Below are 26183 nucleotides of genomic sequence, written 5' to 3'. Positions count from 1 at the left end.
ATTGTATGAAGGTGTTTAACTACCTGGTACTACTAGGCATTACTTTGATTAGTCAAGTTTCATTGGCCAATCAGCCTACACCAGCTCAAATAGAACAATTCAAGAAGCTACCGAAATCTCAGCAGGAGCAACTGGCACGCCAGTATGGGGTTGACTTGTCGCTCCTTGAATCCTCATCACAGGCTCCAGCGTCAGTTAACGTCGTATCTCAGCCAGTGAGAGTACAGCCAAGTGAACCCGAAGCTGAGGTTAAAAAAAATGTGGAAGTGCAAGATCAGTCGCTTCCTCTGTTTGGGTATGACGTATTGAACGGAGTCCCAGGAAGTTTTGTAACGCTCGACAACACTCCCATTCCCACAGATTATGTTTTGGGTGCGGGTGATGAGCTCTTGGTACATGTGTTTGGTAAGGAAGATCAGCAATATTCTCTCGTTGTTGATAGAAGTGGGCATATTACCTTGCCTAAAATCGGCCCTTTTAGTGTTTCAGGTAAATCTTTTAAGCAGGTCGATGAGCAGCTCAGCGCTTTGATTGAAGAACGGATCATCGGTGTCAACGTGACCGTGTCCATGGGAAGCATGAGGTTAATGCAAGTTTACATTACGGGGGAGGCTAATCAGCCTGGTGCTTACAATGTAAATGGTCTCACGACAATGACTCAAGCCATTATCGCGGCAGGAGGTGTGAAACCAACAGGTTCACTACGCTCCATATTTTTAAAGCGAAAAGGTAGAGTCGTTGCCCAATTAGATATGTATAAGCTATTGCTTGAAGGTGATTCAAGTAAAGATGTTCGTTTGCAAAAAGGCGATACCCTTTTTATCCCAACAAAACAGTCTAACATCACGATAAGTGGTGAAGTGACACGACCGGCTCACTATGAAATCGTTGGTGAAACAGCATTAAAAGATGTTGTATCGTATGCTGGTGGGACTGTGAATACCGCTTATCTTGCGGCTGTCACCATTCGAAAGCAAACTCAAAAAGGTATTGTTGTCGACACTATTGATTATACGACGCCTGCTGGTCGGCAATACAAAGTATCTGACGGTGATGAGATATTCTTCCACAAAGCTAGTCTTAATTTAGTCGATGCAGTGGCCGTTCGTGGTCAAGTAACCAAACAAGGTATTCATTCGTTTCGCAGTGGTATGAAAGTCTCTGACATTTTGTCTTCATTCGAAGAAGACTTGTTGCCGTCAGCAGATCTTGAATACGCTTTGGTAGTTCGAGAGAAAGGATATAGAAAAGGTATTGAGGTTCTGCAATTTGAGCTCGGCAAGGCAATGGCAAATCCTGGTTCAACAGACGATCTCACATTAAGTAATAGAGACCAAATATTTGTGTTTTCGACCAATCTTGATGTCGACTTTTGGTTGGGGAAAGGAGCACAAAAAAGAATTGAGTTAGAGAGACAAAGAGCCAACGATGCTCAAGTCGGCTCATCTGTTAGTGGCGTTTCCTCAGTAGCTAAAGCCTCTGATTTGGCAGACAATGATAAACTGTCTCTTCGCGAACGAGAGCTAATGCCTATTCTAGAGCGATTGCAAGAGCAATCCTCGCTCGCTCTTCCTGCGCAAATAATACAAATAACTGGAGAGGTGAAATTTCCTGGGAGATACCCTCTTACTCAGAATATGACGGTGTCTGACTTGGTCAAAGCCGCAGGTGGCCTCATGGAAGCTGCGTATGTAGAAGGCATTGAGTTAATCCGTTTTGATGCAAGGACAACAGATGAAACCAAACTGCTAGAAAAGGTGCAGCTTGATCTGAGTCGCAATGACACGAGAAATGGTGAGTTTGTATTGCAATCTAAAGATCGCGTGACGGTTCTCAAGAATACAGCGTGGCGTTCTGAAATGACTGTTGAGCTAACAGGGGAAGTCATGTACCCCGGCGTTTACGCGATCAATAGAGGCGATACTATCCTCGATGTTATAGAACGGGCTGGTGGACTAACAGAGTTTGCTTATCCAAATGGTGCTGTATTTGCGAGAGAGAGCTTGAAAGAGCGTGAACGAAAACAAATGGAGCACTTAAAAAGTTCCTTACAAAGTGAGATTGCGAACTTAACGTTGAGGCGTAACAGCTCGAGTGCAAGCTTTTCATCAAGTCCATCAGAAGCCATGGCCTTGGTAGAGAACTTGTCATCCACAGCGCCATTGGGACGAATGGTAATTGATTTACCAGCTATTCTTGCTGGTGACCAAGATGCCAATATATTGTTGACCAATCTTGATCGTCTTCATATTCCTGAGTTTGATAAATCGGTTTCCATCATTGGTGAAGTGCAGTTTACGTCTACTCATACTTTCGATTACGGAAAAAGTGTAGAAGACTATATTCGACTTGCAGGTGGGACCAAAAAACAGGCAGATACAGACCGAGTGTACGTTGTGCGAGCCAATGGTTCAGTAATGTTGCCCAACAACTCATTTTGGTTTAGCCGCAATAGTGAGTCATTACAACCTGGTGACACCATCATAGTACCTGTTGATGTCGATTATCTTGATGGCTTGAGCACAGTCGCTTCTGCTACACAAATTATGTATCAATTGGGAGTTGCATGGAGTGCCATTAGCGATTGATATGAGTTGATAGCGAGTTGTACGTTCTATGTACAACTCGCTTTAAATAATAATCTGCGTTATTGATAAGCCCATTCATCAGTAAGGTGAAATAACGCTCAAAGTTTGCGATTAAACAATTAGGCGATTCTTACGAACATGTCAGATATTAAATCCACACATACGCAGCAAGGTGGCTTTCACGTTATACCGCCTTTTCCTTCCGATACTCGAGATGATGAAATCGACTTAAAAGAGTTGTTTATTGCGCTTTGGCATGGCAAATGGACAATCATTTTAGTGACGTTTTTGTTTTCTGTAGCTGGGGTAGTATTTGCGCTAAATCAGCCAAATACTTATAAAGCGCAAGCCCTTTTGACGGCTACTCAAGGTGGAGGGTCGGGGGGGATATCTGGTTCTCTTGGAAATTTAGCCGCATTCGCAGGTGTTAGTTTGGGTGGAGGGAATCAAGCTGACCCTAAAGTTGAGGCTTTGGCTGTGTTACAGTCTCGAAAGTTCATTGAGGCGTTTATTGAGAAACACAAACTTCTAGCGCCTCTCATGGCCCTTGAAAGTTGGAATGAAAGCCACGAAGAGATACGTTACGACTCGGAACTGTACAATGTCAGCACAGGTAAATGGATGTTGGACGAAAATGGTGAGTCTTTAAAGCCGACTTTATGGGAGGCGCATAAAGCGTTCAAAGAGATACTTTCTGTTTCCGAAAACAAGGATAATGGAATGGTCACTGTTTCAGTGGTTAGTGAATCACCCTTTCTCGCTCGCCAGTGGACCACCTTATTGGTTGAAGACATCAACTTATGGATGAAAGAACAAGCGCTGAAAGAGGCAAGCTCGAAAATCGCCTACTTAGAAACACAAATCACTAAGACATCGATTACAGAGCTACAAAACATGTTTTATTCGTTGATTGAAGAGCAATATAAAACCCAGATGCTAGCAGAGGTAGAAGAAGAGTTTGTCTTTAAAACGATAGACCCAGCTGTGGTACCAGAAGACAAAGATGGCCCTAAACGAGCGCTGATTTGCGTACTCGCTACTTTGCTCGGGGGTATGTTAGGTGTCGCTGTTGTTCTCGTAAAGTACGCTTTTCGCAAAGAGGATAAAAATAACGACTAGTCAGTACGTTACATCAGCTCGCTGAGTTAATTGTTATGCTAATTGTTTTACATTGTTCTTCTGGTCTCATAAAATAGTTCATGAAGTGATTAAATATCCTTCAACTTTGTGATCACTGAGTCAAATTTTATAAGGAATATTCATGAAAAATATCGCGTTGGCACTATTAATTGCCTTTGGCGTTTCTGGGAATGCACTAGCTGCAGGTGAGGCGGCTGGCGCAGCTTCTGGTTCAACTGCAAGTGGTAGTGCCGCTGCCGGTGGTGCTGCTGCTGGTGGTGGTGCTGCTGGTGGTGCTGCTGCTGCTGCTGGTGCTGGTATTGGCGCTGCAACGGTTGGTGCAGTTGCTGCAGGCGTTGTTGTTGCTGGAGCGGTTGTTGCATCGGTTGCAGACAACAATGATGGCACAACAGGCGCAGATGGTACTACCAACTAATCCTCGTTTAGTCAAAAAACACCCCGGGAGGGGTGTTTTTTTTATTACTTTATCAGCATTTTTTAGGTTTTATGCATGCGCAAATTATGGGTTTTTGCCCTCTCAGTCGGAATGCTTTTGTCAGGTTGCACACAACGTTTTCAAAATGTCGGCGATACGATGAGAGAGGGAGTATTGGGCGGAGAAGACGCCTCGGTTACGCGGCAACACGTAGATTCTTTGCCATACGCGAGTATTTATGCGCGTATTAATGATGGCCCTCGGTTGTTTATGGCCTTGGCGTTTGCAGACAAAGAAACCAAATCAGATTCAATGTTGTTGAAGTGGGTTTCGTCAGACCGAGGAATGATCGTTACGAGGGATGGACGTATCGTGAAAACTGTTGGTCTGCCTGATACAAACTTAGTACACATATCTTCATCCGATGTAGCTCCCTTTCCCATTAATACATCACAAGCGCAACAATGGCAGGCTATTTATGATTGGCAACCTAACTATCGCTTCGGTCATATCGCCGTGCTTAACTCTTATGTTGTAGGCGAAGAAAGTATCGAGACGATCAGAGGCCGTCTGTCAGCGAAAAAGATTGTTGAAAAGGTTGAATTTAAGGGACTGAATAAACGGTTTGACAATATTTACTGGTTGGATCGTCAAGGTTACGTTGTTAAGACCGTTCAATGGCTGCATCCTGATGAATTGAAAATAGAGTTAGAAATATTGAAGCCCTATGGAATGAGAAGTAGGCAAGAGAATCCACGATGAAGAGCTTAGTTGCACTAATTATTACACTGTTGGTAACCGTTCAAGTGAACGCTCAACTTGTCATTCAGTTGCCTCAGGAAGAGATTGCTCTGGAGTATTCGATACCCGTCAGGTTGAGCCAAGTGCTGAGTGATATCCCTTCTTTTAGTCAAACCATTACTTTTGATGACTATAGTATCGCCAATAAAATGTTTAATCACGACAAACACAAAAAAGCTTCTCAGCTGAAACAGACTGTCTTGAATCGGCTGCAAGAACAGCTATCAAGCGACTTAACCAAGAATAAAACAATTGGCGCATTAATCGAGCAAGTTCGAACATGGCCAATTGGATACCGAGAATTTGTTTCGCTAGATTATGATCAAGTCAGGCTTCATCCTAAAAATGATCCTCTTTTGTCAGGTCGTTTTGAACTTGTACAAGGTATGCGAACATCAACGATATCAATCGAAGGCGCTGTCTATCAGACCAGCAAGGTCTCTATGTCTGCAAACCAAACGTTATCGGATTATCTTACTTCGGTCAAACTACTGCCAGAGGCGCACAAAAGCTACGCTTGGGTCATTTACCCCGATGGTGAGAGTAAGCGGGTGGGTTATGCGTATTGGAATGATGAAGGGGTTTCTTTGACACCTGGAAGCACAATATTTATTGGATTTGACTCTGACTCCGATGAAACGATTGAACTAGAAAAATCGATAACTCAATTGCTTAGTATGAGGAAGGACCTGCCATGAAACGCTTTGTCGCAACTTTAATATTCGCACCTAGCGTTTTCGGTATTCAAAGCATGGCTTATGCTCAAGCTGATTGGCAGGTTTCACAAATGGATTTTGGTGGTGTGGGGTTGCTTCAAACTCCTACGGCCCGAATGGCCGACGAAGGTGAATTTAATGTCGGGTTGAATTACAACGATGACTACTACCACTACACGGCTTCAGTACAATTAATGCCCTGGCTGGAGACAACGGTTCGCTATACTCGAGTACCTGATGTGCTGTATAACTCGGATGCCGATTATAGCGGTGATAATCTCTATACCGATAAAGGTATAGATTTTAAATTGCGCCTCCTTGAGGAAAGCTACTGGTTACCTGAAACTTCAATAGGTGTTCGAGACTTTGGTGGAACCGGCTTGTTTGACGGAGAGTTTGTCGCCGTATCAAAGCGGTTCGGTTCTGTTGATTTTAGCGTGGGTCTGGGATGGGGCTATTTAGGTCAAAGAGGTAGCGTGACGAACCCCTTTTGCAAAGTCAGTGACTCTTATTGCCAACGCCCAAGTGATTTTCGCGGTTCCGGAGGCAGCGTCGATTACGCACGTTGGTTTAAGGGGCCATCAGCGGTATTTGGTGGTATCGAGTATCAAACACCTTATGAGCCTCTTCGATTGAAAGTGGAGTATGAGGGCAATGATTACAGCCAAGATTTTCCGGTTAGTCGTGGTGGGAAAACTATGGTCCAGCATACACCTTGGAATTTCGGTCTAAGCTATCGATTCTCAGACTGGATAGATGCCAAGGTCAGCTATCAACGCGGTGACACACTGACATTAGGTGTGAATATGTATACTAATTTTAACGACCTAAAAGCAACTTGGCGTGATGAACCCAAACCTATATCAAAAGGGCGACCTAGCGAGCGCGATACTGACTGGGATATGGTTGTAAAAGAGCTAGAGTCTAATGCAGGCTACTCTCAGGGAGTGTTGACCCAGAATGGCCAGACAATACAACTCTCAGCAGAGCAGGAAAAGTACAGAGATAGAAACGAGGCGTTGGAACGAGCCGCCATTCTGTTAAACAACGAACTGACCGATGAGATCCAAGAGTTTAACATTCAGGAAACTCAGAGTGGTTTGGTTATGACGGAAGTATCTATAGATAGGTCTGATTTTGACAAATATGCCAACTATCGAACTATGGATGGTCATGTGACGGACACTTTCAAGAAGACTCAGCCAACTTCTTTGAAACACATCCAACCTATAGTGAATTCGAAAGAGAAGTGGTCTGTTGGCGTCGAGCCTAAATTATCACAAACGCTTGGTGGACCAGAAAGCTTTTACTTGTATAGTTTTGGTATCAATGGGACATCCAACGTTTGGTTGACAGATAGTTTGGAGCTTAGTGGATCTATTTATCTAAACTTGTTTGATAACTACGATAAGTTTAATTATGTAGAGAACTCTCCTCACATCAATAACTATTCAACTCCTAGAGTTAGAACGATGTTCAGAGCTTACGTCCATGATAATACCTTAAGGTTAAATCGATTACAGTTAACTTGGTTCGAGCAGCTATCAGACAATATTTATTCGCAATCCTATGGCGGCTACTTAGAGATGATGTTTGCTGGCGTTGGTGGTGAGGTACTATATCGACCGTTGGATACTAATTGGGCTATAGGTGCTGATATAAACGTCGTCAGTCAGAGAGACCCGGACTCTTGGTTTGGAGTTTATGAAGAAGATTATTTTTTCTACGATGAGTCAAGCTGTGATGAAGCCATACCATCATGTCAGGCTTTTGTTTTGAGTCAGGGAGTGACAGGCCATGTTACCGGTTACTACATGCCAGAGTGGGAATTTTTGCGTGGCACCTTGTTTAAAGTGAGTGCAGGTCAATTCTTGGGTGGTGACATAGGAGCTAGGCTTGACGTTTCAAAACAATTCAATTCTGGAGTTATTGTTGGAGCCTACGCGACCAAAACAGATCTGAGTGCGGAGGAGTACGGGGAAGGTAGTTACAACAAGGGTTTTTATATATCGATACCATTAGATGTGCTTACGGTGAAACCAAGCACGGGTAGAGCTAGTGTTAGCTGGGAGCCTATTACACGTGATGGTGGTCAAATGTTAAATAAATTGCATAATCTGTTCGAAACTACTGATGCGCGTTCGACTTGGTATCAACGTTCTGGTAACTAGATGAAAGCCCTCGCTATTTTTTGGCGAGGGCTATTTTGATTGGCTAAACCCAAAGAGTAGTACGTGAAATGCCATTAGCAATACTAAAACTTTGATTTGAGTTGAATATCCACGCTCTCATGCAGCTCTGAATAGACCACCACCGCTTCACCACTCACCAAGCTCTGACGGATCTGGGCGATTTTCTCGTCAAGAGAGATTTCCTGCTCGCCATAGTCCGTCCCTTCACGCAGTACAAATTCACGGATCAGGTTGTCTAGGGTGTCAGGGGCGATCTGTTGCCAAGGGATGATCATAAATACCTCATTCATTTATGATGAAAGTTGAAGGCGGCTATTATGCCGAAAGGGCTAACGATTCGAAACGCTTAGGGATTCATAGTACGCCGGCAACGCCTCTTCCAACCAAAAGCGCGGTTTGATGGCGCTGCCAGTGAGAAACCCAACGTGGCCGCCTTGATCGAACAGGCGGTAGTCGATGTTGTCTGGCAGGACAAATTTCGGGATGACGTCGGGCGTCATAAACGGGTCGTCTTTGGCGTGGATGATTTGTGTCGGCAAGCGGATTTCTTTCAGGCGATGAATCCCAGAGCAGCGCTGGTAGTAGTCTTGCGCGTCTTTAAAACCGTGGAGGGGAGCTGTGATGAGGTCATCAAACTCCATCAGTTTAGTGACCCGTTTGATGCTTTGATAAGAGAGATCGAGCTCGCCTTTTAACAGATGATGTTTACGCAGCGCGTTTTTCTTAAGTGAAGAGAGCAGATAGGTTTTGTAGACCTTGGAGAAACCTTGCTCGATCCGCTCAGCGCAGGCCGACAAATCCAAAGGCGCGGAGACGATGGTTGCCGCGTCAAGCAGTGGCTCATCGCGGTAGTCGGCTAAGTAGTTCGCCAACATGTTTCCGCCTAGAGAGATGCCGACCGCGACTTTAGCTTGCTCGGGAAACAGGTGGTTGAGATGGCGTAAAAAGTGGCGAGCATCCTCGGTTTCGCCTGAGTGATAGGCGCGCGCGGTGTGGTTGGGTTTACCGCTGCAACCGCGAAAATGCATCATCACGGCGAGCCAGCCCTGGGAAGAAAACGCGTGCATCAATCCGTTGGCGTAGGGGCTGTAAAAACAACCTTCTAAGCCATGAAACAGCACGAAAATGGGTTTGCGCGCGGCGCGCTCTTGTTGCCAATCTTCGCTCCAAGCGAGATCGAGAAAGTCGCCATCGGGCGTATCAAGCGTTTGCCAGATAGGCTCAAACAAGGCTTTTTTGCGAATCAGGCGCGGAGCCAAGGTTTGCAGGTGCGGGTTGGTGAGTCCTTTCGCGGCGGTAAAATGTGTCATAAGCCTATCCCTTGCTCGCTTCTGTATTTGGCGGGTTGCCGACAGTCGGATACCAATCGGTATGCAGCGCGGCGTAGAGGGGCTCAGCATCCTGCTGCCGACAATAGTGCAAGGTGAGTGGTTCGCCTTGATTCTCTTGCAGTGTGAGCGTGTTGACGCCAGTGAGCAAATCGACCTGCTGCTGTTTTTCTAGCTCTAGCTCGAATTGCAGTGCCTCGCGGTAGAGCGTATCGGGCGCGCCAAGTTTTAACTTGCGGCGCAGCTCTCGATAGCTGTGCAGCAGAGGTTCACATCGCGCCAGGCTAGCGTGCAGCGTTGCCCAGCCCTGCTCGTCAAAGGTGAGCCTCTGCTCATCTAACCAGCGTACCAGCAGCAGTAAATTGACATTGCCACCATAGCGGTTTTGCATACTAAGACAGGCGTCTTTCACTTCACGCACGCTGTAGTATTGCAAGCAGAATGCCCACAGCTCGTCGTGTGACAGGCGCGCGGCTTGCGCGCTGTCTTGCGATGCTTGTGCTTCGGTGGTCTCTACTGGCTCGCGTCCGTGAACGCCGCTTCCATCTGTTCGAGTTGTTCTTGCCCTGCCATCCATTCCATTTCTACCTCCTCAAGCTCAGCTTTGCAGCTTGCTTGAGTCGCCAATACTTGATTAAGTTTAGCCTTATTTTCTGCTTCATACAGGCTGTTGTCAGACAGCTGTACTTCAGCGTCATTGAGCGCTTTACCCAACTTATCCATTTTTTCTTCGAGTTTTGTCAGAGTTTTGCGAAGAGGGGCGGTCTGCTTACGAAATTCTGCTTCACGACGCTTTTGCTCCTTCTTGGCGGCTGCGCTGTTGGTGGTGCTTTTTTCAGGTTGAGCGTCTTGCGCGTCACGCCTCTCTTGTTTTTGCTGTTCCGTCAGCCATTTATAGTAGTCATTGAGATCGCCATCGAAGGGCGCGACTTGTCGGTCGTGCACCAAATAGAGGTCGTCGGTGGTGGCGCGCAACAAGTAACGGTCGTGCGAGACGATGACCATCGCACCCTCGAAGGTTTGCAACGCAAGGGTCAGCGCTTCACGCATATCGAGATCGAGGTGGTTGGTCGGTTCGTCGAGCAGCAGCAAGTTCGGTTTTTGCCACACAATCAGCGCCAGCACCAAGCGCGCTTTTTCGCCGCCGGAGAAGGGCGCGACTTTTTCCAGTGCCTTATCACCTTGAAAGCCAAAGCTGCCAAGATAGTTACGCAGCTCTAGCTCGTTTTTATCCGGGGCGATTTGCATCATGTGTTGTAATGGCGTCTCTTCGGGATGCAAGGTTTCGAGCTGATGCTGGGCAAAGTAGCCAATTTTGACCCCTTGTGAGTAGGTCAAATCGCCACCTTGAGGCTTGAGCTCACGCGAGAGCAGTTTGATCAGCGTTGACTTACCGGCGCCGTTGCGCCCGAGCAGGCCAATTCGGCTGCCAGGAACCAGGTTGAGACGAATTTTGTCGAGGATTAAGGCATCGCCATAACCGGCACTGACCTCATCCATCATGATGATTGGGTTAGGTAGGGCCAACGGCTCACGGAACTCAAAGCTAAACGGGTTATCAAATTGTGCCGGCAGGACTTTCTCCATGCGCTCCAACGCCTTAATGCGGCTTTGCGCTTGGCGCGCTTTGGAGGCTTTGTAGCGGAAACGGTCGATGTAGCTTTGCATGTGCGCCATCTGTTTCTGCTGCTTCTGAAATTGCGCTTGTTGCAGGATCAGTTTTTGCGCGCGCTGCTCTTCAAATGACGAATAGTTACCGGTGTACTCATTCATCGTCTGATTCTCGATATGAATGATGCGACCGACAATCGGATCGAGAAAGTCTCGGTCGTGAGAAATCAAGATTAAAGTACCCGGGTAATTTTGCAGCCAGCGCTCAAGCCACATCACGGCATCCAGATCTAAGTGGTTGGTCGGTTCGTCGAGCAGCAGCAAGTCAGAGCGACACAGCAGCGCCTGCGCTAAGTTAAGGCGCATCCGCCAACCACCGGAAAATTGGGTCAAATTCCAGCTCATCTGCGTTTGGCTAAAGCCTAAGCCATCGAGCAGCTCCGCGGCGCGCGCTTTAATGCTGTAGCCGCCAATGGTTTCGATTTTGCCGTGGATCTCAGCGACGAGCGTGCCGTTGTCTTTCTGTTCCGCTTCGGCCAATTGCGCTTCCAGTGCACGATACTCGCGGTCACCATCAATCACATACTCAAGGGCGCAGCGCTCTAGGGCGGGCGTTTCCTGAGCCACCCAAGAGAGTTCCCAGTGAGCGGGTTTAGTGAAGTTTCCGCCATCGATAGAGAGTTCGTCTTTGATCAGCGCAAATAGTGTGGATTTACCACAACCGTTTTTGCCGACTAGGCCGACTTTGTCCCCCGGATGAATCGTCGCCGTAGCGTGTTCAAGCAGGGGTTTGCCGCCGCGCAGCAATTCGATGTCAGAAAAGGTGATCATAATGTTACCCGTTGGGTTCTCGCGATGTGGACTGGTCTTGCGTCGCATAGTAGGGGGATTGGCGTAAAAAGTCGATCATTGCGTCGGTGTTGCTGGCGTATGTGTTGTTTCGGGTTGCGCTTTTCTTGGGCCTATTGGTGGTGTGAATTGATTGATTAGCATTGAGAAATAGCAGCGAACCACGTATTGTCAAAGGCAACAGAGAAGAATGGATGGTGATTCACGGATGGAACTGTCATCGACCCCCACGTCTAAGCAGACACTTAAGCATAAACCTAAAGTGCTGGTGCTGTACGCGCACCCAGAGTCGCAAGGTTCAGTGGCCAATACGATCATGCTTAAGAAAATAGCCTCACTTGAGCACGTTACTGTGCGCGATTTGTACGCGCACTATCCTGAATTCTTTATTGATGTCGCTGCTGAGCACCAACTACTGCTCGAGCACGATGTAATTGTCTTTCATCACCCTCTTTATATGTACTCTTGTCCGGCGCTGCTTAAAGAGTGGATCGATCGCGTGTTAAGCAAAGGATTTGCCTTTGGCAAAGGCGAAGCGCTCAAGGGCAAAGTGTGGCGCAGCGTGATCACCACAGGCGGTCATTTTGATGCGTACGCCAAATCGGGCTACAACCGCTATCCACTGTCCGAGATTTTGCAGCCGTTTGAGTTGACCGCCGCCTTGTGTCAAATGGAGTGGATTGAACCGCTGGTGCTTTACTGGGCGCGCAATGTGACTGACTTGGAGCGTTATCAACATGCCGAAGAGTACCGTCAATGGCTCAACGATCCGCTTGCGCCGATGACTACGGGGGCCGAGCTGAGCGAGGCGAAAGCGCGCGCACAAGGGGGGCAAGATGGCTCTGGAAAGTGATTTTCTGCAAAGCAGTGTGATTTTCCTGACCGCTGCGGTGGTGGCGGTGCCACTGGCTCAGCGTTTAGGCCTGGGCTCTGTGCTCGGTTATCTGTTGGCGGGCGTGGCGATTGGTCCTTGGGGACTGGGGCTGATTAGTGATGTGGAAGCGATTCTCCATTTTGCCGAATTTGGTGTGGTGCTGCTGCTGTTTTTGATTGGCCTTGAGCTCAATCCCAAAAAACTGCTGAAAATGAAAGGGCCGATTTTAGGCTTGGGCGGCGCTCAAGTGGTGTTGACTACGCTCGTATTGGCGAGTATTGCCAATCTCTTTGGCGTGAGTTGGCAAACCAGCGTGGTGATCGGTATGGGACTGGCACTTTCATCTACCGCTATCGCCTTGAAAGTGATTGAAGAGCAAGGGCTAGGCGGCAGTGAGGCCGGGCAGTCAGGGTTTGCGGTGCTGTTGTTTCAAGATATTGCGGTGATCCCTATGCTGGCGGTGTTGCCGCTTCTGGCTGGGCACACCAGTGGTGATTGGCTCAGCGCCGTGTGGATGGTCGGCGGCGTGATAGGTTTGCTGGTCGGTGGTCACTATTTATTGCGCCCTTTGTTTCGCTACATCGTATTAAGTGGTGTTCGAGAGTTGTTTACCGCGTGTGCCTTGCTGCTGGTGATCGGCATCGCTTTGTTGATGCAGTCTTTGGGGCTATCCATGGCGCTCGGGACCTTTCTTGCGGGCGTGCTGCTGGCAGAAAGTGAATACCGACATGAGCTCGAGATAGCGATTGAGCCGTTTAAAGGCTTGTTGCTTGGGCTGTTTTTTATTGCCGTAGGCATGGCGGTCAATCTTGGTCTGTTGGCGCTAGAGCCGTTGGCGGTGCTGATATCGGTGATTGGCCTGGTATCGATCAAAGGGCTGATTTTGTACTTGCTGGCTAAGGCGTCGGGAAGCCGACCCAAAGCCCGCAGTAAAATGGCAGCCATTTTGAGTCAAGGCGGTGAGTTTGCGTTTGTGATTTTTACCGCTGCGAGCAGCCAAGGGTTGTTGAGTAAAGATCAAACCGCGTTTTTATTGGTGGTGGTCAGCCTCTCTATGGTCACCACGCCCTTGCTGTTGATGGCGCAGAACAAGTGGTATGCACGCGGGCTCAATACCTCAGGTCAGTCGGCGCAAAGCGACATCATCAACAAACGTCCGCGGGTGATCATTGCCGGTTTTGGTCGTTTTGGGCAGATTGTGGGTCGACTTATGTACGCCAACAAAATCAAAGTGACCGTATTGGAAAGTGACGCCAGCCAAATTAAGCTGCTGCGTAAATATGGCTACAAGGTATTTTATGGTGACGCGACGCAACTGGATTTACTGCGTGCCGCCGGCGCCGACAAGGCGGAAGCGATGATCATCTGTACCGACTCACCGGATGAAATCATGAAGATCGTTGAGCTTTGTCAGCACTATTTTCCGCACCTAAAGCTGCTTGCTCGTGCGCGCAGCCGAGTGGAGGCGTATCAGCTTCTCAGTCACGGTGTAGACAACTATTCGCGCGAAACCTTTTTGGGCGCGTTAGACTTAGGGCGTCAAGCCTTGGTTGAGATGGGCATGCACCCCTATCAGGCCAAACGTGCTGAGGCGCACTTTAGAAAGTTAGACAATGCGATGCTCAAAGAGCTTCTGCCACAGCACAACGAAGATAAGCAGTTGGCGCTGAGAGCCAAAGAGGCGCGTAAAGAGCTGGAAGAGATTTTTGGTCGTGAGATGGAAAGCGACCAGCAATCGAAAAACTACTGGGATTGAGCTCATCAAGCTCTACGCTTCCCATAACCGATAACCCATAACCCTACAAACCCAATAACAAGAGCACCATGAAAAAACGATTTATAGCTGGGGCGAGTTGCCCACATTGCCAAGCTCAAGATACCCTGCGCTGGTGGATAGAGAACAATATTGAGTGGGTCGAGTGCGTGGAATGCCAGCACACCGATCAACGAAAACCGCAAGAGGTGGAGAAAACGCCGCATGCTGGTCAAGATATGATCGGTATTTTTAAGCCAGATTGATTGAGTTTATAAAAATCATCCCCATAATGTCCGCTTAGACGACACTATTTTACGGAGCGTTTGTGTTGCTCCGTTATTCACTCTCCTTGGAGTCATTATGAAAATCGAAAAGAACGTAGTTGTAAGCCTTGCTTACCAAGTGAAAATGGAAGACGGCGTTGTCGTTGACCAATCAACTGCCGATGCGCCGCTAGATTACCTACACGGTAACAACAACCTGATCACGGGTTTGGAAACTGCGCTTGAAGGCAAAGAAGCAGGTGCGAAGTTCTCTGTGACGGTTTCACCAGAAGAAGCGTACGGCGAGCATAATGACGCATTGGTTCAGCGCGTTCCTGCTGACGTATTCCAAGGTGTGGATCAAATTGAAGTGGGCATGCGCTTTCTAGCAGACACTGACCAAGGTCCTATTCCTGTCGAAGTGACAGAAGTAGACGGTGATGAAGTGGTGGTTGATGGTAACCATATGCTTGCAGGTCAAACGCTGACGTTTGATGTGGAAGTGGTTGCGCTACGTGAAGCGACAGCGGAAGAGATCGAGCACGGTCACGTACATCAAGCGGGTGGTCACGACCACGAGCACGAAGGCGGCTGTTGTGGCGGTGAAGGCCATGACCATGGCGAGAAAAAAGACGGTTGCTGCGGTGGCGGTGGTTGCGGCTCGCATTAATAGTGAGTGCCTAGTTTCTAGTGGCTAGTTCCTAGAGGTGGGCAGAGAGGCTAAAAAGCTAACAGGAGCGTGAGTTGAGTGATCGACTTGCGCTTTTTTTGTTGTTTGGGGATAGGCTGACTGAGCCACGTTAAGGAGAAAAGAGTGAATTCACCGATTTCAATCGCCATACATGGTGGGGCTGGGACCATACTGCGAGAGCAAATGAGCGACTCACTAAAAGCGGCCATATTGTCTGATTTAGAGAGCGCGGTGCGCGCTGGGCACTGCTTGTTAGCGGCCGGTGGCGACGCGCTCGATGCGGCGGTCGCGGCGGTGAAAGTGCTGGAAGACTCGCCGCACTTCAATGCAGGGAAAGGCTCGGTGCTGACCCACAAAGAGTTTGTCGAGATGGATGCCTCAGTGATGCATGGCGCCCAGTGTGATGCTGGCGCGGTGGCGGGGGTGCGCCATATTAAAAATCCGGTAGAAGTTGCCCGCTCAGTGATGCAGAAGAGCGACCATGTGCTCTTGATCGGAGAGGGCGCGGAAGCGTTCGCCTTTGAGCACGGCTATACCTATACCGAGCAAGATTACTTTTTTACCGAGCGCCGCTATGAGCAGCTTCAGTCGATGAAAGAGAAAGGGATGTTTGCCCTGTCGGAGTCGCGCTATCCGGATGACAACAAGTACGGCACGGTCGGAGCGGTGGCGCTCGATGCCAACGGGAATTTGGCAGCGGCAACCAGCACCGGCGGTATCACCAACAAGAAGTATGGCCGAGTCGGTGACTCTGCGTTGATTGGCGCGGGCACGTACGCAGAAAATGGCGTTGTGGCGGTCTCCACCACGGGAATGGGTGAGTACTTCATTCGCAAAACCGTGGCCGTTGATGTTGCGGCGCGCATGCGCTATCTCAAGGAGAGCGTCCAGCAAGCCAGCGACAGCATCATTCAAGGGGAGCTCAAATCGTTAGGTGGAGAAGGTGGCCTGATTGCTCTCGATGCGCACGGGCAAGTGCACTTTGCCATGAACAGCTCAGGCATGTATCGCGCTAGTATTGATGCCGCGGGTAATTTATGTGTGAAAATTTACGCCGATGAATGAAAGCCGCCACTGACTGTGAGTCAAAATGGATAATAGGATCTGAAAATCTCGTTGCGTACCAGAGCACTAGCGGGGTTTCCTTTGGGATGATTAAAAAATGACTGCACGAAGTGTGATTCGGTGCTAGAATCCTTTTTTAACTAGCAATCAGACTTGGAAAGATGGGAAATAACGTAGTCGTTCTGGGCACCCAATGGGGTGACGAAGGTAAAGGTAAAATCGTAGACCTTTTAACTGAAGATGCAAAATATGTGGTTCGCTACCAAGGCGGTCACAACGCAGGTCACACTCTAGTCATTGACGGTGAAAAAACCGTTCTCCACTTAATTCCATCAGGTATTCTTCGCGATAACGTTAAATGTGTTATCGGTAATGGCGTTGTTCTTTCGCCAGAAGCGTTACTGAAAGAAATGAAACCTCTTGAAGAGCGCGGCATTCCAGTGCGCGAGCGTCTTTTCATTTCTGAAGCCTGTCCTCTTATTCTTCCATACCACATCGCTATGGACCAAGCGCGTGAAGTTGCGCGTGGTAAAAAAGCGATCGGTACAACAGGCCGTGGTATCGGTCCTGCGTATGAAGATAAAGTGGCGCGCCGTGGTCTTCGTGTTGGCGATCTGTTCGACATGGACGCGTTTGCTGAGAAACTGAAAGAAGTGATGGAATACCACAACTTCCAGCTTGTGAATTTCTACAAAGCGGAAGCGGTGAGCTATGACGAAGTGCTTGAGCAAGCCAAAGGCTACGCAGACCTTCTCACTTCTATGGTGATTGATGTCACTGACGAACTGGATGCGGCTCGTAAGCGCGGCGACAAGATCATGTTCGAAGGTGCACAAGGCACACTGCTTGATATCGACCACGGTACTTACCCATACGTGACCTCATCGAACACTACAGCAGGTGGTGTTGCGGCAGGCTCTGGCTTTGGTCCTCGTCACATTGGTTACATTCTTGGTATCGCGAAAGCGTACTGCACACGTGTTGGTGCAGGCCCATTCCCGACGGAACTGTACGATGGTCAAGACAAGCAAGATCCTATCGGTAAACACCTAGGCACGGTTGGCCACGAGTTTGGTGCAACGACAGGTCGTCTACGTCGTACCGGTTGGTTTGACGCTGTCGCAATGCGCCGCGCGATCCAAATCAACTCAGTGTCCGGTTTCTGTTTGACGAAATTGGACGTACTGGATGGCTTGAAAGAGCTGAAAATCTGTACGGGTTACAAGATGGATGATGGCGCTATCCTTGAAGTGTCACCAATGGCGGCAGAAGCGTTCGAGAAGGCAACCCCTATCTACGAAACCATGCCTGGTTGGTCTGAGAACACCTTCGGTGCCAAGTCTATCGATGATTTGCCTCAAGCTGCGCTGAACTATATCAAGCGTATTGAAGAGCTCACCGGCGTGCCTGTTGACATCATCTCAACCGGTCCTGACCGTAACGAAACCATCATCAAAGTTCACCCGTTTAACGCCTAATCTAGGCTGGCAGCCCTACTCGCTACTGGCTGCCACAACGGTGAATAGTGAATGTGATAAACCAGCGCTCTTGCGCTGGTTTTTTTATGTCTTTACAGCTTGAATTCTCTCCCTTTCGCGGCAACAATTTGCCTTGTAGCGGCAATTTTGATTAAAGAGTTATCAATCTTGGTCGATATAAGGTTCAAGCTTGCCACCTCTTTCGCCGGTTTGTTGGCGTCGACTCCAGCAGTGGAGTCATTCGGTGGTGGTCGCTCACAATTGAGGTGTAGTGTTGAGTCGCGCATCCCAGTTAACAATGGACAAACAATCGAAGTAAAGAGTGCAGATAATGACGCTAAAAACGTTAGCGGCTTCGATGGTATTGATGTTGGGCGCTCAAACGGTCACCGCGAATGAGCTAGCGGAGATTGGTGAACCGGTCCCGATTTATACCGAAGCTGAACTGATCAAACTGATTAACGACAACAAGCACCTTGAGCAAGTCAAAGCCGACAAATGTCAGCTGGTGGAAGACATTGTCGCGCGCGCAACGCGCATTAGCCTACCGTCTTACGAGTTTTTGTATGGCGATATGTTGGCGTGGGGTGTGTGTGTGGAGCAGGATGTGGAACTGGGTCTCTACTATATGGAGAACGCTGCCCATCAAGGTTTACCTGCCGCGCTGGAGCAGCTCGGGCGTTACTACTCTCGAGGCACCTTGGTACAAGAAGACAAAGAGCGCGCGATTCCTTATCTGCGTGAAGCCGCTGCGATGGGCAACCTGAACGCGCGTATTCATCTGGCAGAATTGCTGCTGCGTGATTATGGCAGCCCGCTCGATTATGAAGATGCCTACCGCTGGCTCTACAACTCCGTCACCGCGGATCAGCGCACCCACAAACGCATCTCTATTTTGCGTCAGGGGCTGGAGCGCCGTATGCCGCAAAACATCATCGCGCGCGCCAAAAAACGCGACACGTTCTGGTAACGCACTCGTTCTGCTAGGGGGCGGGGCTCGCGCTAGCAGGCGACGGACTTAGAATTCGAAACAGACACCACGCGGCTTATCCAACCTGCACTCTGGATTGGCCTTTGTGGCCAGTGATGGTGATACTCAGCTCGGCTGGGTATTTTGCTTTTATCTCCTCACCTTTTATCCGCTAACCCTTCTACTTGCAAACTCTGCCTAAAAAGACCACCTTTCACTTTAAAAACGCTAGCTTAGTATTAAAAGCTCACTTGAGCCGATATACTGTTATTAACTCCTCTGGAAAAAATAGGCGTGCCTATGTCTGACACAATGCCCAACGATCCGTTTGCCGATCGTGAATCTGAAAATTACGAAAACCCCATCCCAAGTCGTGAGTACATTCTTGAGTATCTCACTAACGCGGGAGTGCCCATGAACCGCAACGATCTGTTTGAGGCGCTCAAACTCGAAGGCGAAGAGCAATACGAAGGTTTGCGCCGCCGTTTGCGCGCGATGGAGCGTGACGGGCAGTTGGTGTTTACGCGCCGTCAATGTTACGCCTTGCCAGAAAAACTCGAGATGGTGAAAGGCTATGTGATTGGCCATAAAGACGGTCATGGTTGGGTCCGACCGGAAGGCAGTGTCGGCAAAGATAACGACATCGTGTTGCCGCATCATCAGATGAAAAACATCATTCATGGTGATTACGTCTTAGTGCAACCGACCGATAACTCGAAGCGCGGCCGCAAAGAAGGGCGCCTGGTGCGTGTGTTGGAAGAGCGTCAGACGCAGATCGTCGGCCGCTTTTTCATGGAGTATGGCTACTCCTATGTGGTGCCGGATGACTCTCGAATTAGCCAAGATATTTTGATTCCTAATGACCAGCGAGCAGGGGCTCGTATGGGCAACGTGGTCGTAATTGAATTGACCGACCGTGGCTCACGCTCACGTGGCATGATGGGCAAAGTGGTTGAAGTTTTGGGTGAGAATATGGCGCCAGGTATGGAGACGCAAATTGCCATTCGTACCCACCAAATTCCTCACGAATGGCCCGAAGCGGTTGAGAAGCAGATTGAAGGCCTGGGTGAAGAGGTCCCGGAAGAGGCGAAAGTCGGTCGTGTTGACTTGCGCGACTTGCCATTGGTCACCATTGATGGCGAAGACGCGCGCGATTTCGATGATGCTGTCTACTGTGAAGCGAAGAAAGGGGGCGGCTGGCGTCTCTGGGTGGCGATTGCGGATGTCAGCTATTACGTTCGTACCGATAGCGCGTTAGATAAAGAGGCCATCAACCGTGGTAACTCGGTCTACTTCCCATCACAAGTGGTGCCAATGTTGCCTGAGGTACTCTCTAACGGACTCTGTTCACTGAATCCACAGGTGGACCGCTTGTGTATGGTGTGCGAGATGGCCATCTCAGAAACCGGCAAGCTGTCAGGCTACAAGCATTACGAAGCGGTGATGAATTCTCACGCGCGTCTGACCTACAGCAAAGTGCATGACATCCTCGAAGGGGATGAAGAGCTGCGTGAGCGCTACCAAGCTTTGGTGCCGCATCTTGAGCAGCTGCACGCGATGTACAAAGTGCTAAAAGAAGCGCGCGATCAGCGTGGGGCGATCGAGTTTGAAAGTGTCGAAACCAAATTTATCTTCAATGCGCAGCGTAAAATCGAAAGTATTGAGCCTGTGGTGCGTAACGATGCGCACAAGATCATTGAAGAGTGTATGATTCTGGCCAACATCGCCTCGGCTTCCTTGGTGGAAAAAGCCAAAGAGCCAGCGCTATATCGTATTCACGAAACGCCGGGCGAGGAGCGCTTAACGGGCTTTAGAGATTTCTTGGCTGAGCTTGGCTTGGATTTGAAAGGCGGTTTGGAGCCTTCTCCTACGGATTATGCGGATTTGATGAAGCATATCGGTGAGCGCCCTGATAAAGAGCTGATTCAAACCATGCTACTACGCTCGATGAAGCAAGCGGTGTACAATGCCGACAACTGTGGCCACTTTGGCTTGGCGTTGAAGCGTTACGCGCACTTTACGTCGCCGATTCGTCGTTACCCAGACTTGCTGCTTCATCGCGCGATTAAGTATTTGATTGCCAAACAAGCGGGCACTAATCACGATCGCTGGACCCCAACAGGCGGCTACCACTATTCATTTGATGACATGGACTTCTACGGTGAGCAGTGTTCGATGACCGAACGCCGCGCTGATGACGCGACGCGTGAGGTGTCGGATTGGCTCAAATGTGAGTACATGCAAGATCATGTTGGTGAAGAGCTAGACGGTGTGATTGCCAACGTCACGGGCTTTGGCTTCTTTGTCCGTTTGAGTGAGTTGCACATCGATGGCTTAGTGCACATCTCTAACTTGGCGAACGACTACTATCAGTTTGATCCAATCGGCCAGCGCTTGATCGGCGAGAGCTTTGGCGCCATTTATCGTCTTGGCGATAGCGTCAAAGTGAAGGTGCTGTCGGTTAACTTGGACGACAGACAGATCGATTTTGAGTTGGTGGAAAGTAGCCGAGTGCCACGTGGTAAAGGCAAAACGTCGAAAAAACGCGCGGCAGAAGCGCAGCGTAAAGCAAAAGAGAAGAAGCGTAACGCCAGCGGAAAAGGCGAGCGCCGCGCCATCCCTGCAGTGGAGCCGACTAAGCGTCCTGACACTGAGCGCGGTAAAGCGGGCGCGAAAGGTCAGTCTCGTGGCGACGCGAGCGCTGAGGGGGCGAAAAAGCCAAAAGTCAAAAAGGCCATCAAGAAAAAGCCCGGTCGTAAGCCGAAAAAAGCCACACGATAATCTATCGAAGAGAGGGGCGCATCACGCCTCTCTCTTGAATCAAAACAGGTTAACTAATGAGTAACGAATTTATTTATGGCATCCACGCCGTCAAAGCAGTGTTGGCCAAAGAGCCTGAACGTTTTGTTGAAGCGTATGTTCTTAAAGGGCGTCAAGACGACCGCCTGCTACCTATCCTCAACGAGTTGCAAGCGGTAGGCGTTTCCATCCAGCAGATGACGCGCAAAACCCTCGACGACAAAGCGCATGGCGCCAATCACCAAGGTGTGATTGCTCGTGTTAAGCCCGCCAAGCCGCTCAACGAGCATGATTTGGATGACATTATCGCCAAGCACGACAATCCACTGCTGCTAGTACTGGATGGGGTGACCGATCCCCATAACTTAGGTGCTTGCCTACGTAACGCTGATGCGGCGGGTGTTTGCGCGGTCATCGTGCCGAAAGATAAGTCGGCGCCAATGACGGCAACGGTTAGCAAAGTGGCGTGTGGCGCAGCAGAAACCGTACCCTTAGTGCGCGTGACTAATCTGGCGCGCACGATGCGCAGCTTGCAAGAGCAGGGCATCTGGTTTGTCGGCACCGCTGGCGAGGCGACGCACGATATCTATCAAGCCAAACTGACTGGCCCACTGGCCATCGTCATGGGTGCCGAAGGAGACGGTATGCGCCGCCTAACGCGCGAGACCTGTGATGACCTAATCAAAATCCCAATGGCCGGCTCAGTCTCGAGCTTAAACGTCTCGGTTGCTTCAGGCATCTGCCTCTTCGAAGCCGTCCGTCAGAGGTTGGGGTAAGGTCCTAGTGGCGAGTGCCTAGTTCCTAGAGGGCGACTTCTAGGAACTAGGCACTTCTTTTCACTTTTTTCTTCTTCCCCTCTCACTTTCTTTAAGCACCCCTCTGGCTCTCTATACGCTCCTTCTAGGAACTAGAAACTAGGCACTTCTTTTTCTCCCCCCTCTTTTTCTGCGACTATTTTTCAAACAACCCTTGCATGTGAAACTGTGATCTGTATAATCCCCCGCACTGGTTAAGCCAGTTGTGAACCAATGAGCAGCGAGGAGCTGATTTACCGCTTGGTAAATTAGGTAATGTAAACTCAGCTTATGTTCGCGGTTAATACAATTAGTTCACCTCTTGAAAACAAACAGCAATGTTTCTCTTCTCGAGAGCTAATCGAAAATTAGCTGACAATGCGTCCTAATCTTGGATGCTACGGTTTCACATAAATCAATCGTACATTCTCTCGCCTTAGCGAGTCTGAGTGGCGATATTGTTTGTGTAATAAATAACTATTGGAGCTCTGTCTCATGCAGAACCAACGTATTCGTATCCGCCTAAAAGCTTTCGATTACAAACTAATCGACGCTTCTACAGCGGAGATCGTTGAAACAGCTAAGCGCACTGGCGCACAGGTTCGTGGTCCAATCCCACTGCCAACTCGTAAAGAGCGTTTCACAGTTCTTATCTCTCCACACGTTAACAAAGATGCTCGTGATCAGTACGAAATCCGTACTCACAAACGTCTAATCGACATCGTTGAGCCAACAGACAAAACTGTTGATGCTCTGATGCGTCTAGACCTTGCAGCGGGCGTTGACGTACAAATTAGCCTAGGTTAAGGGAGATTAGAAGAATGATTGGTCTAATCGGTCGTAAAGTGGGCATGACCCGCGTATTTACTGAAGATGGCGTTTCTATCCCAGTTACTGTTGTTGAAGTTGAAGGTAACCGCGTTTCTCAAGTGAAAACTCTTGAAACAGACGGCTACGCAGCAATTCAGGTAACTGCTGGTGCTAAGAAAGCCAACCGCGTAAACAAAGCTGAAGCAGGTCACTTTGCTAAAGCTGGCGTTGAAGCTGGTCGTGGTCTTTGGGAATTCCGTTTGGAAAACGGCGAAGAGTTTGAAGTTGGCGCTGAGCTAACTGTTGAACTGTTCAACGAAACTAAGAAAGTAGACGTTACTGGTACATCGAAAGGTAAAGGCTTCCAAGGCGCTGTTAAGCGTTGGAACTTCCGTACTCAAGATATGACTCACGGTAACTCATTGTCTCACCGTGCTCCTGGTTCTATCGGTCAATGTCAGACTCCAGGTCGCGTATTTAAAGGCAAGAAAATGGCAGGTCACATGGGTGCTGAGCGTGTAACGACTCAAAACCTAGAGATCGTACGTGTTGACGCTGAGCGCAACCTGCTTCTTATTAAAGGTGCAGTCCCAGGCTCAACTGGCGGCAACGTGATCGTTAAACCAGCTGTTAAAGCATAACGTCTCAGGAGTAAGTAATGGAACTAATGGTTAAAGGTGCTGATGCACTAACTGTTTCCGAAACTACTTTCGGACGTGAGTTTAACGAAGCTCTTGTACACCAAGTAGTTGTTGCGTACGCAGCAGGTGCTCGTCAAGGTACTCGTGCTCAAAAAACACGTTCAGAAGTTTCTGGCGGTGGCGCTAAGCCATGGCGTCAAAAAGGTACTGGCCGTGCTCGTGCTGGTACAATCCGTAGCCCAATCTGGCGTACAGGTGGTGTTACTTTTGCTGCGAAACCACAAGATCACAGCCAAAAAGTAAACAAGAAAATGTACCGTGGTGCTATGAAGAGCATTCTTTCTGAGCTAGTTCGTCAAGAGCGTCTAATCGTTGTTGATAACTTCTCAGTTGAAGCGCCAAAAACTAAAGAGCTTGTAGCTAAGCTGAAAGAGCTTGAGCTAACTGACGCTCTAATCGTGACTAGCGAAGTAGATGAGAATCTATTCCTAGCGGCTCGTAACCTATACAAAGTTGACGCACGTGATGTTGCTGGTATCGACCCAGTTTCACTGATCGCGTTCGACAAAGTTGTAATGACTGCTGAAGCAGTTAAGCAAGTTGAGGAGATGCTAGCATGATCACTGAAGAGCGTATCCTAAAAGTTCTACGTGCACCGCACATCTCTGAAAAAGCAACGATGGCTGCTGAGAAAGCGAACACTATCGTTTTCAAAGTAGCAAAAGATGCGACTAAGAAAGAGATCAAAGCAGCCGTAGAAAAGCTATTTGAAGTTGAAGTTAAGTCTGTAAATACTCTTATCACTAAGGGTAAGACCAAACGTCAAGGTCTACGCCAAGGTCGCCGCAGCGACGTTAAGAAAGCGTACGTTACTTTGAAAGAAGGTCAAGATCTTGACTTCGTTGGCGGTGCGGAATAACAGGAGTAGTTAAACAATGGCTATTGTTAAATGTAAGCCGACTTCCCCTGGTCGTCGTCACGTAGTTAAAGTTGTTAACGCTGACCTTCACAAAGGTAAGCCTTACGCACCTCTTCTAGAGAAAAACTCTAAGAACGGTGGTCGTAACAACAACGGTCGTATCACAGTACGTCACATCGGCGGTGGTCACAAACACCACTACCGCGTTATCGATTTCAAACGTACTAAAGATGGCATTCCAGCGAAAGTTGAGCGTCTAGAATACGATCCAAACCGTAGCGCAAACATCGCTCTAGTTCTGTACGCAGACGGTGAGCGTCGTTACATCATTGCACCTAAAGGTGTTCAAGCTGGTGATCAGATCCAATCTGGTGTTGATGCGCCTATCAAAGCAGGTAACACCCTGCCGATGCGCAACATCCCTGTAGGTTCTACTGTTCACTGTGTTGAACTTAAGCCTGGTAAAGGTGCTCAGCTAGCTCGTTCGGCTGGTGCTTACGCTCAAATCGTTGCTCGCGACGGTGCGTACGTGACTATCCGTCTACGTTCTGGTGAGATGCGCAAAGTATTGTCTGAAGGCCGTGCAACAATCGGTGAAGTAGGCAACGCTGAGCACATGCTACGCGAACTAGGTAAAGCTGGTGCTAACCGCTGGCGCGGTGTTCGTCCAACCGTTCGCGGTGTGGTAATGAACCCAGTAGACCACCCACACGGTGGTGGTGAAGGCCGTACATCTGGTGGTCGTCACCCAGTTTCTCCTTGGGGTATGCCAACTAAAGGCTTCAAGACCCGTAAGAACAAACGCACTGACAAGTACATCGTACGTCGTCGTAACAAGTAATCTATATAAGAGGATAAGCCATGCCACGTTCTCTCAAGAAAGGTCCATTTATTGACCTACACTTGCTGAAGAAGGTAGAGAAAGCGGTGGAAAGCGGAGACAAAAAGCCTATTAAGACTTGGTCCCGTCGCTCAATGATCATTCCAACAATGATCGGTTTGACCATCGCTGTCCATAATGGTCGTCAGCACGTTCCAGTTTTCGTTACCGAAGAAATGATCGGTCACAAACTGGGCGAATTCGCACCAACACGTACTTACCGCGGTCACGCTGCGGATAAGAAAGCTAAGAAGCGTTAAGGAGTAGATGATGGAAGCAGTAGCTAAACATAACTTTGCTCGCATTTCGCCTCAGAAAGCTCGCTTAGTTGCAGATCAAATTCGTGGTAAATCAGTTGATCAAGCTCTAGAAATCTTGACGTTCAGCAACAAAAAAGCGGCTGAACTGATCAAGAAAGTTCTTGAATCAGCTATCGCGAACGCGGAGCACAACGAAGGTGCAGATATCGACGATCTATCAGTCGCTAAAATCTTCGTAGATGAAGGCCCGATCATGAAGCGTATTATGCCTCGTGCTAAAGGTCGTGCGGATCGTATCTTGAAGCGTTCAAGCCACATCACTGTTGTTGTTGCAGACGCTTGA

At 48.8% G+C, this 26183-nt stretch carries 26 protein-coding genes; 22 read left to right on the top strand and 4 right to left on the bottom strand.

Annotated elements, in window-relative coordinates:
- Positions 1 to 5: 5 nt before the first annotated feature.
- The 6 genes from AC6R1O_RS06865 (at position 6) to AC6R1O_RS06840 (ending at position 7831) form a co-directional block, all read left to right on the top strand.
- Positions 6 to 2588 carry an SLBB domain-containing protein gene (locus AC6R1O_RS06865; RefSeq protein ID WP_500633604.1) on the top strand — a complete coding sequence of 861 codons (2583 nt, stop codon included), beginning with the start codon at positions 6 to 8 and terminating at the stop codon, positions 2586 to 2588.
- Positions 2589 to 2726: 138 nt separating this feature from the next.
- Complete coding sequence (locus tag AC6R1O_RS06860) at positions 2727 to 3707, top strand: Wzz/FepE/Etk N-terminal domain-containing protein (RefSeq protein ID WP_500627504.1); 981 nt, start codon at positions 2727 to 2729, stop codon at positions 3705 to 3707.
- Positions 3708 to 3849: 142 nt separating this feature from the next.
- A complete protein-coding gene (locus AC6R1O_RS06855; protein ID WP_500633603.1) occupies positions 3850 to 4143 on the top strand; it encodes a hypothetical protein in 294 nt (97 codons plus the stop codon).
- A gap of 75 nt (positions 4144 to 4218) precedes the next feature.
- The gene (locus AC6R1O_RS06850; RefSeq protein ID WP_500633602.1) at positions 4219 to 4905 is read left to right on the top strand and encodes a YjbF family lipoprotein; all 687 of its coding nucleotides are present in this window, start codon (positions 4219 to 4221) and stop codon (positions 4903 to 4905) included.
- Positions 4902 to 5642 carry a capsule biosynthesis GfcC family protein gene (locus AC6R1O_RS06845; protein WP_500633601.1) on the top strand — a complete coding sequence of 247 codons (741 nt, stop codon included), beginning with the start codon at positions 4902 to 4904 and terminating at the stop codon, positions 5640 to 5642. Before AC6R1O_RS06850 ends, AC6R1O_RS06845 begins: the two co-directional genes overlap by 4 nt.
- The gene (locus AC6R1O_RS06840) at positions 5639 to 7831 is read left to right on the top strand and encodes a YjbH domain-containing protein (RefSeq protein WP_500627508.1); all 2193 of its coding nucleotides are present in this window, start codon (positions 5639 to 5641) and stop codon (positions 7829 to 7831) included. The genes AC6R1O_RS06845 and AC6R1O_RS06840 overlap by 4 nt, the downstream gene beginning before the upstream one ends.
- Before the next feature lie 83 nt (positions 7832 to 7914).
- Here AC6R1O_RS06840 and AC6R1O_RS06835 read toward each other — a convergent pair whose 3' ends face one another.
- From AC6R1O_RS06835 to AC6R1O_RS06820, 4 genes are read right to left on the bottom strand one after another with little or no spacing between them, the layout of a single operon-like run.
- The gene (locus AC6R1O_RS06835) at positions 7915 to 8127 is read right to left on the bottom strand and encodes a YheU family protein (protein WP_500629854.1); all 213 of its coding nucleotides are present in this window, start codon (positions 8125 to 8127) and stop codon (positions 7915 to 7917) included.
- Between the two features lie 54 nt (positions 8128 to 8181).
- A complete protein-coding gene (locus tag AC6R1O_RS06830) occupies positions 8182 to 9162 on the bottom strand; it encodes a hydrolase (RefSeq protein WP_500632854.1) in 981 nt (326 codons plus the stop codon).
- A 4-nt stretch (positions 9163 to 9166) separates the two neighbouring features.
- Positions 9167 to 9757, bottom strand: coding sequence for a TIGR02444 family protein (locus AC6R1O_RS06825; protein ID WP_500632853.1), 591 nt, complete (start codon positions 9755 to 9757; stop codon positions 9167 to 9169).
- Complete coding sequence (locus AC6R1O_RS06820) at positions 9694 to 11622, bottom strand: ABC transporter ATP-binding protein (RefSeq protein WP_500632852.1); 1929 nt, start codon at positions 11620 to 11622, stop codon at positions 9694 to 9696. Before AC6R1O_RS06820 ends, AC6R1O_RS06825 begins: the two co-directional genes overlap by 64 nt.
- A gap of 226 nt (positions 11623 to 11848) precedes the next feature.
- Here AC6R1O_RS06820 and kefG point away from each other — a divergent pair, with 226 nt between their 5' ends.
- The 16 genes from kefG to rplV all read left to right on the top strand — a co-directional run bounded on the left by kefG (position 11849) and on the right by rplV (position 26183).
- The gene (kefG, locus tag AC6R1O_RS06815; protein ID WP_500632851.1) at positions 11849 to 12493 is read left to right on the top strand and encodes a glutathione-regulated potassium-efflux system ancillary protein KefG; all 645 of its coding nucleotides are present in this window, start codon (positions 11849 to 11851) and stop codon (positions 12491 to 12493) included.
- Positions 12477 to 14270 (top strand): glutathione-regulated potassium-efflux system protein KefB, encoded by a 1794-nt coding sequence (gene kefB, locus AC6R1O_RS06810; RefSeq protein WP_500630339.1) that lies wholly within the window; start codon positions 12477 to 12479, stop codon positions 14268 to 14270. The genes kefG and kefB overlap by 17 nt, the downstream gene beginning before the upstream one ends.
- 68 nt (positions 14271 to 14338) lie before the next feature.
- Positions 14339 to 14533, top strand: a complete 195-nt coding sequence (locus tag AC6R1O_RS06805) for a YheV family putative zinc ribbon protein (RefSeq protein WP_334554646.1) — start codon at positions 14339 to 14341, stop codon at positions 14531 to 14533.
- A 97-nt stretch (positions 14534 to 14630) separates the two neighbouring features.
- Positions 14631 to 15203: a peptidylprolyl isomerase gene (slyD, locus tag AC6R1O_RS06800; protein ID WP_500632850.1), complete on the top strand. Its 573-nt coding sequence runs from the start codon at positions 14631 to 14633 to the stop codon at positions 15201 to 15203.
- 144 nt (positions 15204 to 15347) lie between these two features.
- Positions 15348 to 16289 (top strand): isoaspartyl peptidase/L-asparaginase family protein, encoded by a 942-nt coding sequence (locus AC6R1O_RS06795; RefSeq protein WP_500632849.1) that lies wholly within the window; start codon positions 15348 to 15350, stop codon positions 16287 to 16289.
- 161 nt (positions 16290 to 16450) lie between these two features.
- Positions 16451 to 17767, top strand: a complete 1317-nt coding sequence (locus AC6R1O_RS06790; protein ID WP_334554640.1) for an adenylosuccinate synthase — start codon at positions 16451 to 16453, stop codon at positions 17765 to 17767.
- Between the two features lie 331 nt (positions 17768 to 18098).
- A complete protein-coding gene (gene motX, locus AC6R1O_RS06785; RefSeq protein WP_334554638.1) occupies positions 18099 to 18737 on the top strand; it encodes a flagellar protein MotX in 639 nt (212 codons plus the stop codon).
- Positions 18738 to 19037: 300 nt separating this feature from the next.
- A complete protein-coding gene (gene rnr / locus AC6R1O_RS06780; protein ID WP_500656728.1) occupies positions 19038 to 21518 on the top strand; it encodes a ribonuclease R in 2481 nt (826 codons plus the stop codon).
- A 56-nt stretch (positions 21519 to 21574) separates the two neighbouring features.
- The gene (gene rlmB, locus AC6R1O_RS06775) at positions 21575 to 22312 is read left to right on the top strand and encodes a 23S rRNA (guanosine(2251)-2'-O)-methyltransferase RlmB (RefSeq protein WP_334554633.1); all 738 of its coding nucleotides are present in this window, start codon (positions 21575 to 21577) and stop codon (positions 22310 to 22312) included.
- 513 nt (positions 22313 to 22825) lie between these two features.
- The gene (gene rpsJ / locus AC6R1O_RS06770; protein WP_001181007.1) at positions 22826 to 23137 is read left to right on the top strand and encodes a 30S ribosomal protein S10; all 312 of its coding nucleotides are present in this window, start codon (positions 22826 to 22828) and stop codon (positions 23135 to 23137) included.
- A gap of 14 nt (positions 23138 to 23151) precedes the next feature.
- Entirely contained in the window at positions 23152 to 23781 is a 630-nt protein-coding gene (gene rplC / locus AC6R1O_RS06765) for a 50S ribosomal protein L3 (protein ID WP_500630336.1), read from the top strand.
- A 17-nt stretch (positions 23782 to 23798) separates the two neighbouring features.
- The gene (gene rplD / locus AC6R1O_RS06760) at positions 23799 to 24401 is read left to right on the top strand and encodes a 50S ribosomal protein L4 (RefSeq protein ID WP_005379556.1); all 603 of its coding nucleotides are present in this window, start codon (positions 23799 to 23801) and stop codon (positions 24399 to 24401) included.
- Positions 24398 to 24700: a 50S ribosomal protein L23 gene (rplW, locus tag AC6R1O_RS06755; protein ID WP_004398471.1), complete on the top strand. Its 303-nt coding sequence runs from the start codon at positions 24398 to 24400 to the stop codon at positions 24698 to 24700. Before rplD ends, rplW begins: the two co-directional genes overlap by 4 nt.
- A 16-nt stretch (positions 24701 to 24716) precedes the next feature.
- Positions 24717 to 25541: a 50S ribosomal protein L2 gene (gene rplB / locus AC6R1O_RS06750; RefSeq protein ID WP_334554627.1), complete on the top strand. Its 825-nt coding sequence runs from the start codon at positions 24717 to 24719 to the stop codon at positions 25539 to 25541.
- Between the two features lie 20 nt (positions 25542 to 25561).
- Positions 25562 to 25840, top strand: a complete 279-nt coding sequence (gene rpsS, locus AC6R1O_RS06745; protein ID WP_005435078.1) for a 30S ribosomal protein S19 — start codon at positions 25562 to 25564, stop codon at positions 25838 to 25840.
- A gap of 10 nt (positions 25841 to 25850) precedes the next feature.
- Entirely contained in the window at positions 25851 to 26183 is a 333-nt protein-coding gene (gene rplV / locus AC6R1O_RS06740; RefSeq protein WP_334554973.1) for a 50S ribosomal protein L22, read from the top strand.

The sequence above is a fragment of the Vibrio sp. R11-SG3-ISO3-SZ genome (genome assembly GCF_059834345.1).
Note: the sequence above shows the minus strand (reverse complement) of the source record. Positions and strands in the feature narration are given on the sequence as shown.

Coding starts and splice junctions, on each gene's coding strand:
- AC6R1O_RS06805 (WP_334554646.1), top strand. CDS start 14,339: ATGAAAAAACGATTTATAGCTGGGGCGAGTTGCCCACATTGCCAAGCT.
- AC6R1O_RS06850 (WP_500633602.1), top strand. CDS start 4,219: ATGCGCAAATTATGGGTTTTTGCCCTCTCAGTCGGAATGCTTTTGTCA.
- rpsS (WP_005435078.1), top strand. CDS start 25,562: ATGCCACGTTCTCTCAAGAAAGGTCCATTTATTGACCTACACTTGCTG.
- AC6R1O_RS06840 (WP_500627508.1), top strand. CDS start 5,639: ATGAAACGCTTTGTCGCAACTTTAATATTCGCACCTAGCGTTTTCGGT.
- rplV (WP_334554973.1), top strand. CDS start 25,851: ATGGAAGCAGTAGCTAAACATAACTTTGCTCGCATTTCGCCTCAGAAA.
- rnr (WP_500656728.1), top strand. CDS start 19,038: ATGTCTGACACAATGCCCAACGATCCGTTTGCCGATCGTGAATCTGAA.
- kefB (WP_500630339.1), top strand. CDS start 12,477: ATGGCTCTGGAAAGTGATTTTCTGCAAAGCAGTGTGATTTTCCTGACC.
- AC6R1O_RS06845 (WP_500633601.1), top strand. CDS start 4,902: ATGAAGAGCTTAGTTGCACTAATTATTACACTGTTGGTAACCGTTCAA.
- AC6R1O_RS06830 (WP_500632854.1), bottom strand. CDS start 9,162: ATGACACATTTTACCGCCGCGAAAGGACTCACCAACCCGCACCTGCAA.
- slyD (WP_500632850.1), top strand. CDS start 14,631: ATGAAAATCGAAAAGAACGTAGTTGTAAGCCTTGCTTACCAAGTGAAA.
- rpsJ (WP_001181007.1), top strand. CDS start 22,826: ATGCAGAACCAACGTATTCGTATCCGCCTAAAAGCTTTCGATTACAAA.
- AC6R1O_RS06865 (WP_500633604.1), top strand. CDS start 6: ATGAAGGTGTTTAACTACCTGGTACTACTAGGCATTACTTTGATTAGT.
- kefG (WP_500632851.1), top strand. CDS start 11,849: ATGGAACTGTCATCGACCCCCACGTCTAAGCAGACACTTAAGCATAAA.
- AC6R1O_RS06855 (WP_500633603.1), top strand. CDS start 3,850: ATGAAAAATATCGCGTTGGCACTATTAATTGCCTTTGGCGTTTCTGGG.
- rplB (WP_334554627.1), top strand. CDS start 24,717: ATGGCTATTGTTAAATGTAAGCCGACTTCCCCTGGTCGTCGTCACGTA.
- AC6R1O_RS06820 (WP_500632852.1), bottom strand. CDS start 11,622: ATGATCACCTTTTCTGACATCGAATTGCTGCGCGGCGGCAAACCCCTG.
- motX (WP_334554638.1), top strand. CDS start 18,099: ATGACGCTAAAAACGTTAGCGGCTTCGATGGTATTGATGTTGGGCGCT.
- AC6R1O_RS06825 (WP_500632853.1), bottom strand. CDS start 9,757: ATGGATGGCAGGGCAAGAACAACTCGAACAGATGGAAGCGGCGTTCAC.
- rplC (WP_500630336.1), top strand. CDS start 23,152: ATGATTGGTCTAATCGGTCGTAAAGTGGGCATGACCCGCGTATTTACT.
- AC6R1O_RS06835 (WP_500629854.1), bottom strand. CDS start 8,127: ATGATCATCCCTTGGCAACAGATCGCCCCTGACACCCTAGACAACCTG.
- rlmB (WP_334554633.1), top strand. CDS start 21,575: ATGAGTAACGAATTTATTTATGGCATCCACGCCGTCAAAGCAGTGTTG.
- AC6R1O_RS06790 (WP_334554640.1), top strand. CDS start 16,451: ATGGGAAATAACGTAGTCGTTCTGGGCACCCAATGGGGTGACGAAGGT.
- AC6R1O_RS06860 (WP_500627504.1), top strand. CDS start 2,727: ATGTCAGATATTAAATCCACACATACGCAGCAAGGTGGCTTTCACGTT.
- rplD (WP_005379556.1), top strand. CDS start 23,799: ATGGAACTAATGGTTAAAGGTGCTGATGCACTAACTGTTTCCGAAACT.
- rplW (WP_004398471.1), top strand. CDS start 24,398: ATGATCACTGAAGAGCGTATCCTAAAAGTTCTACGTGCACCGCACATC.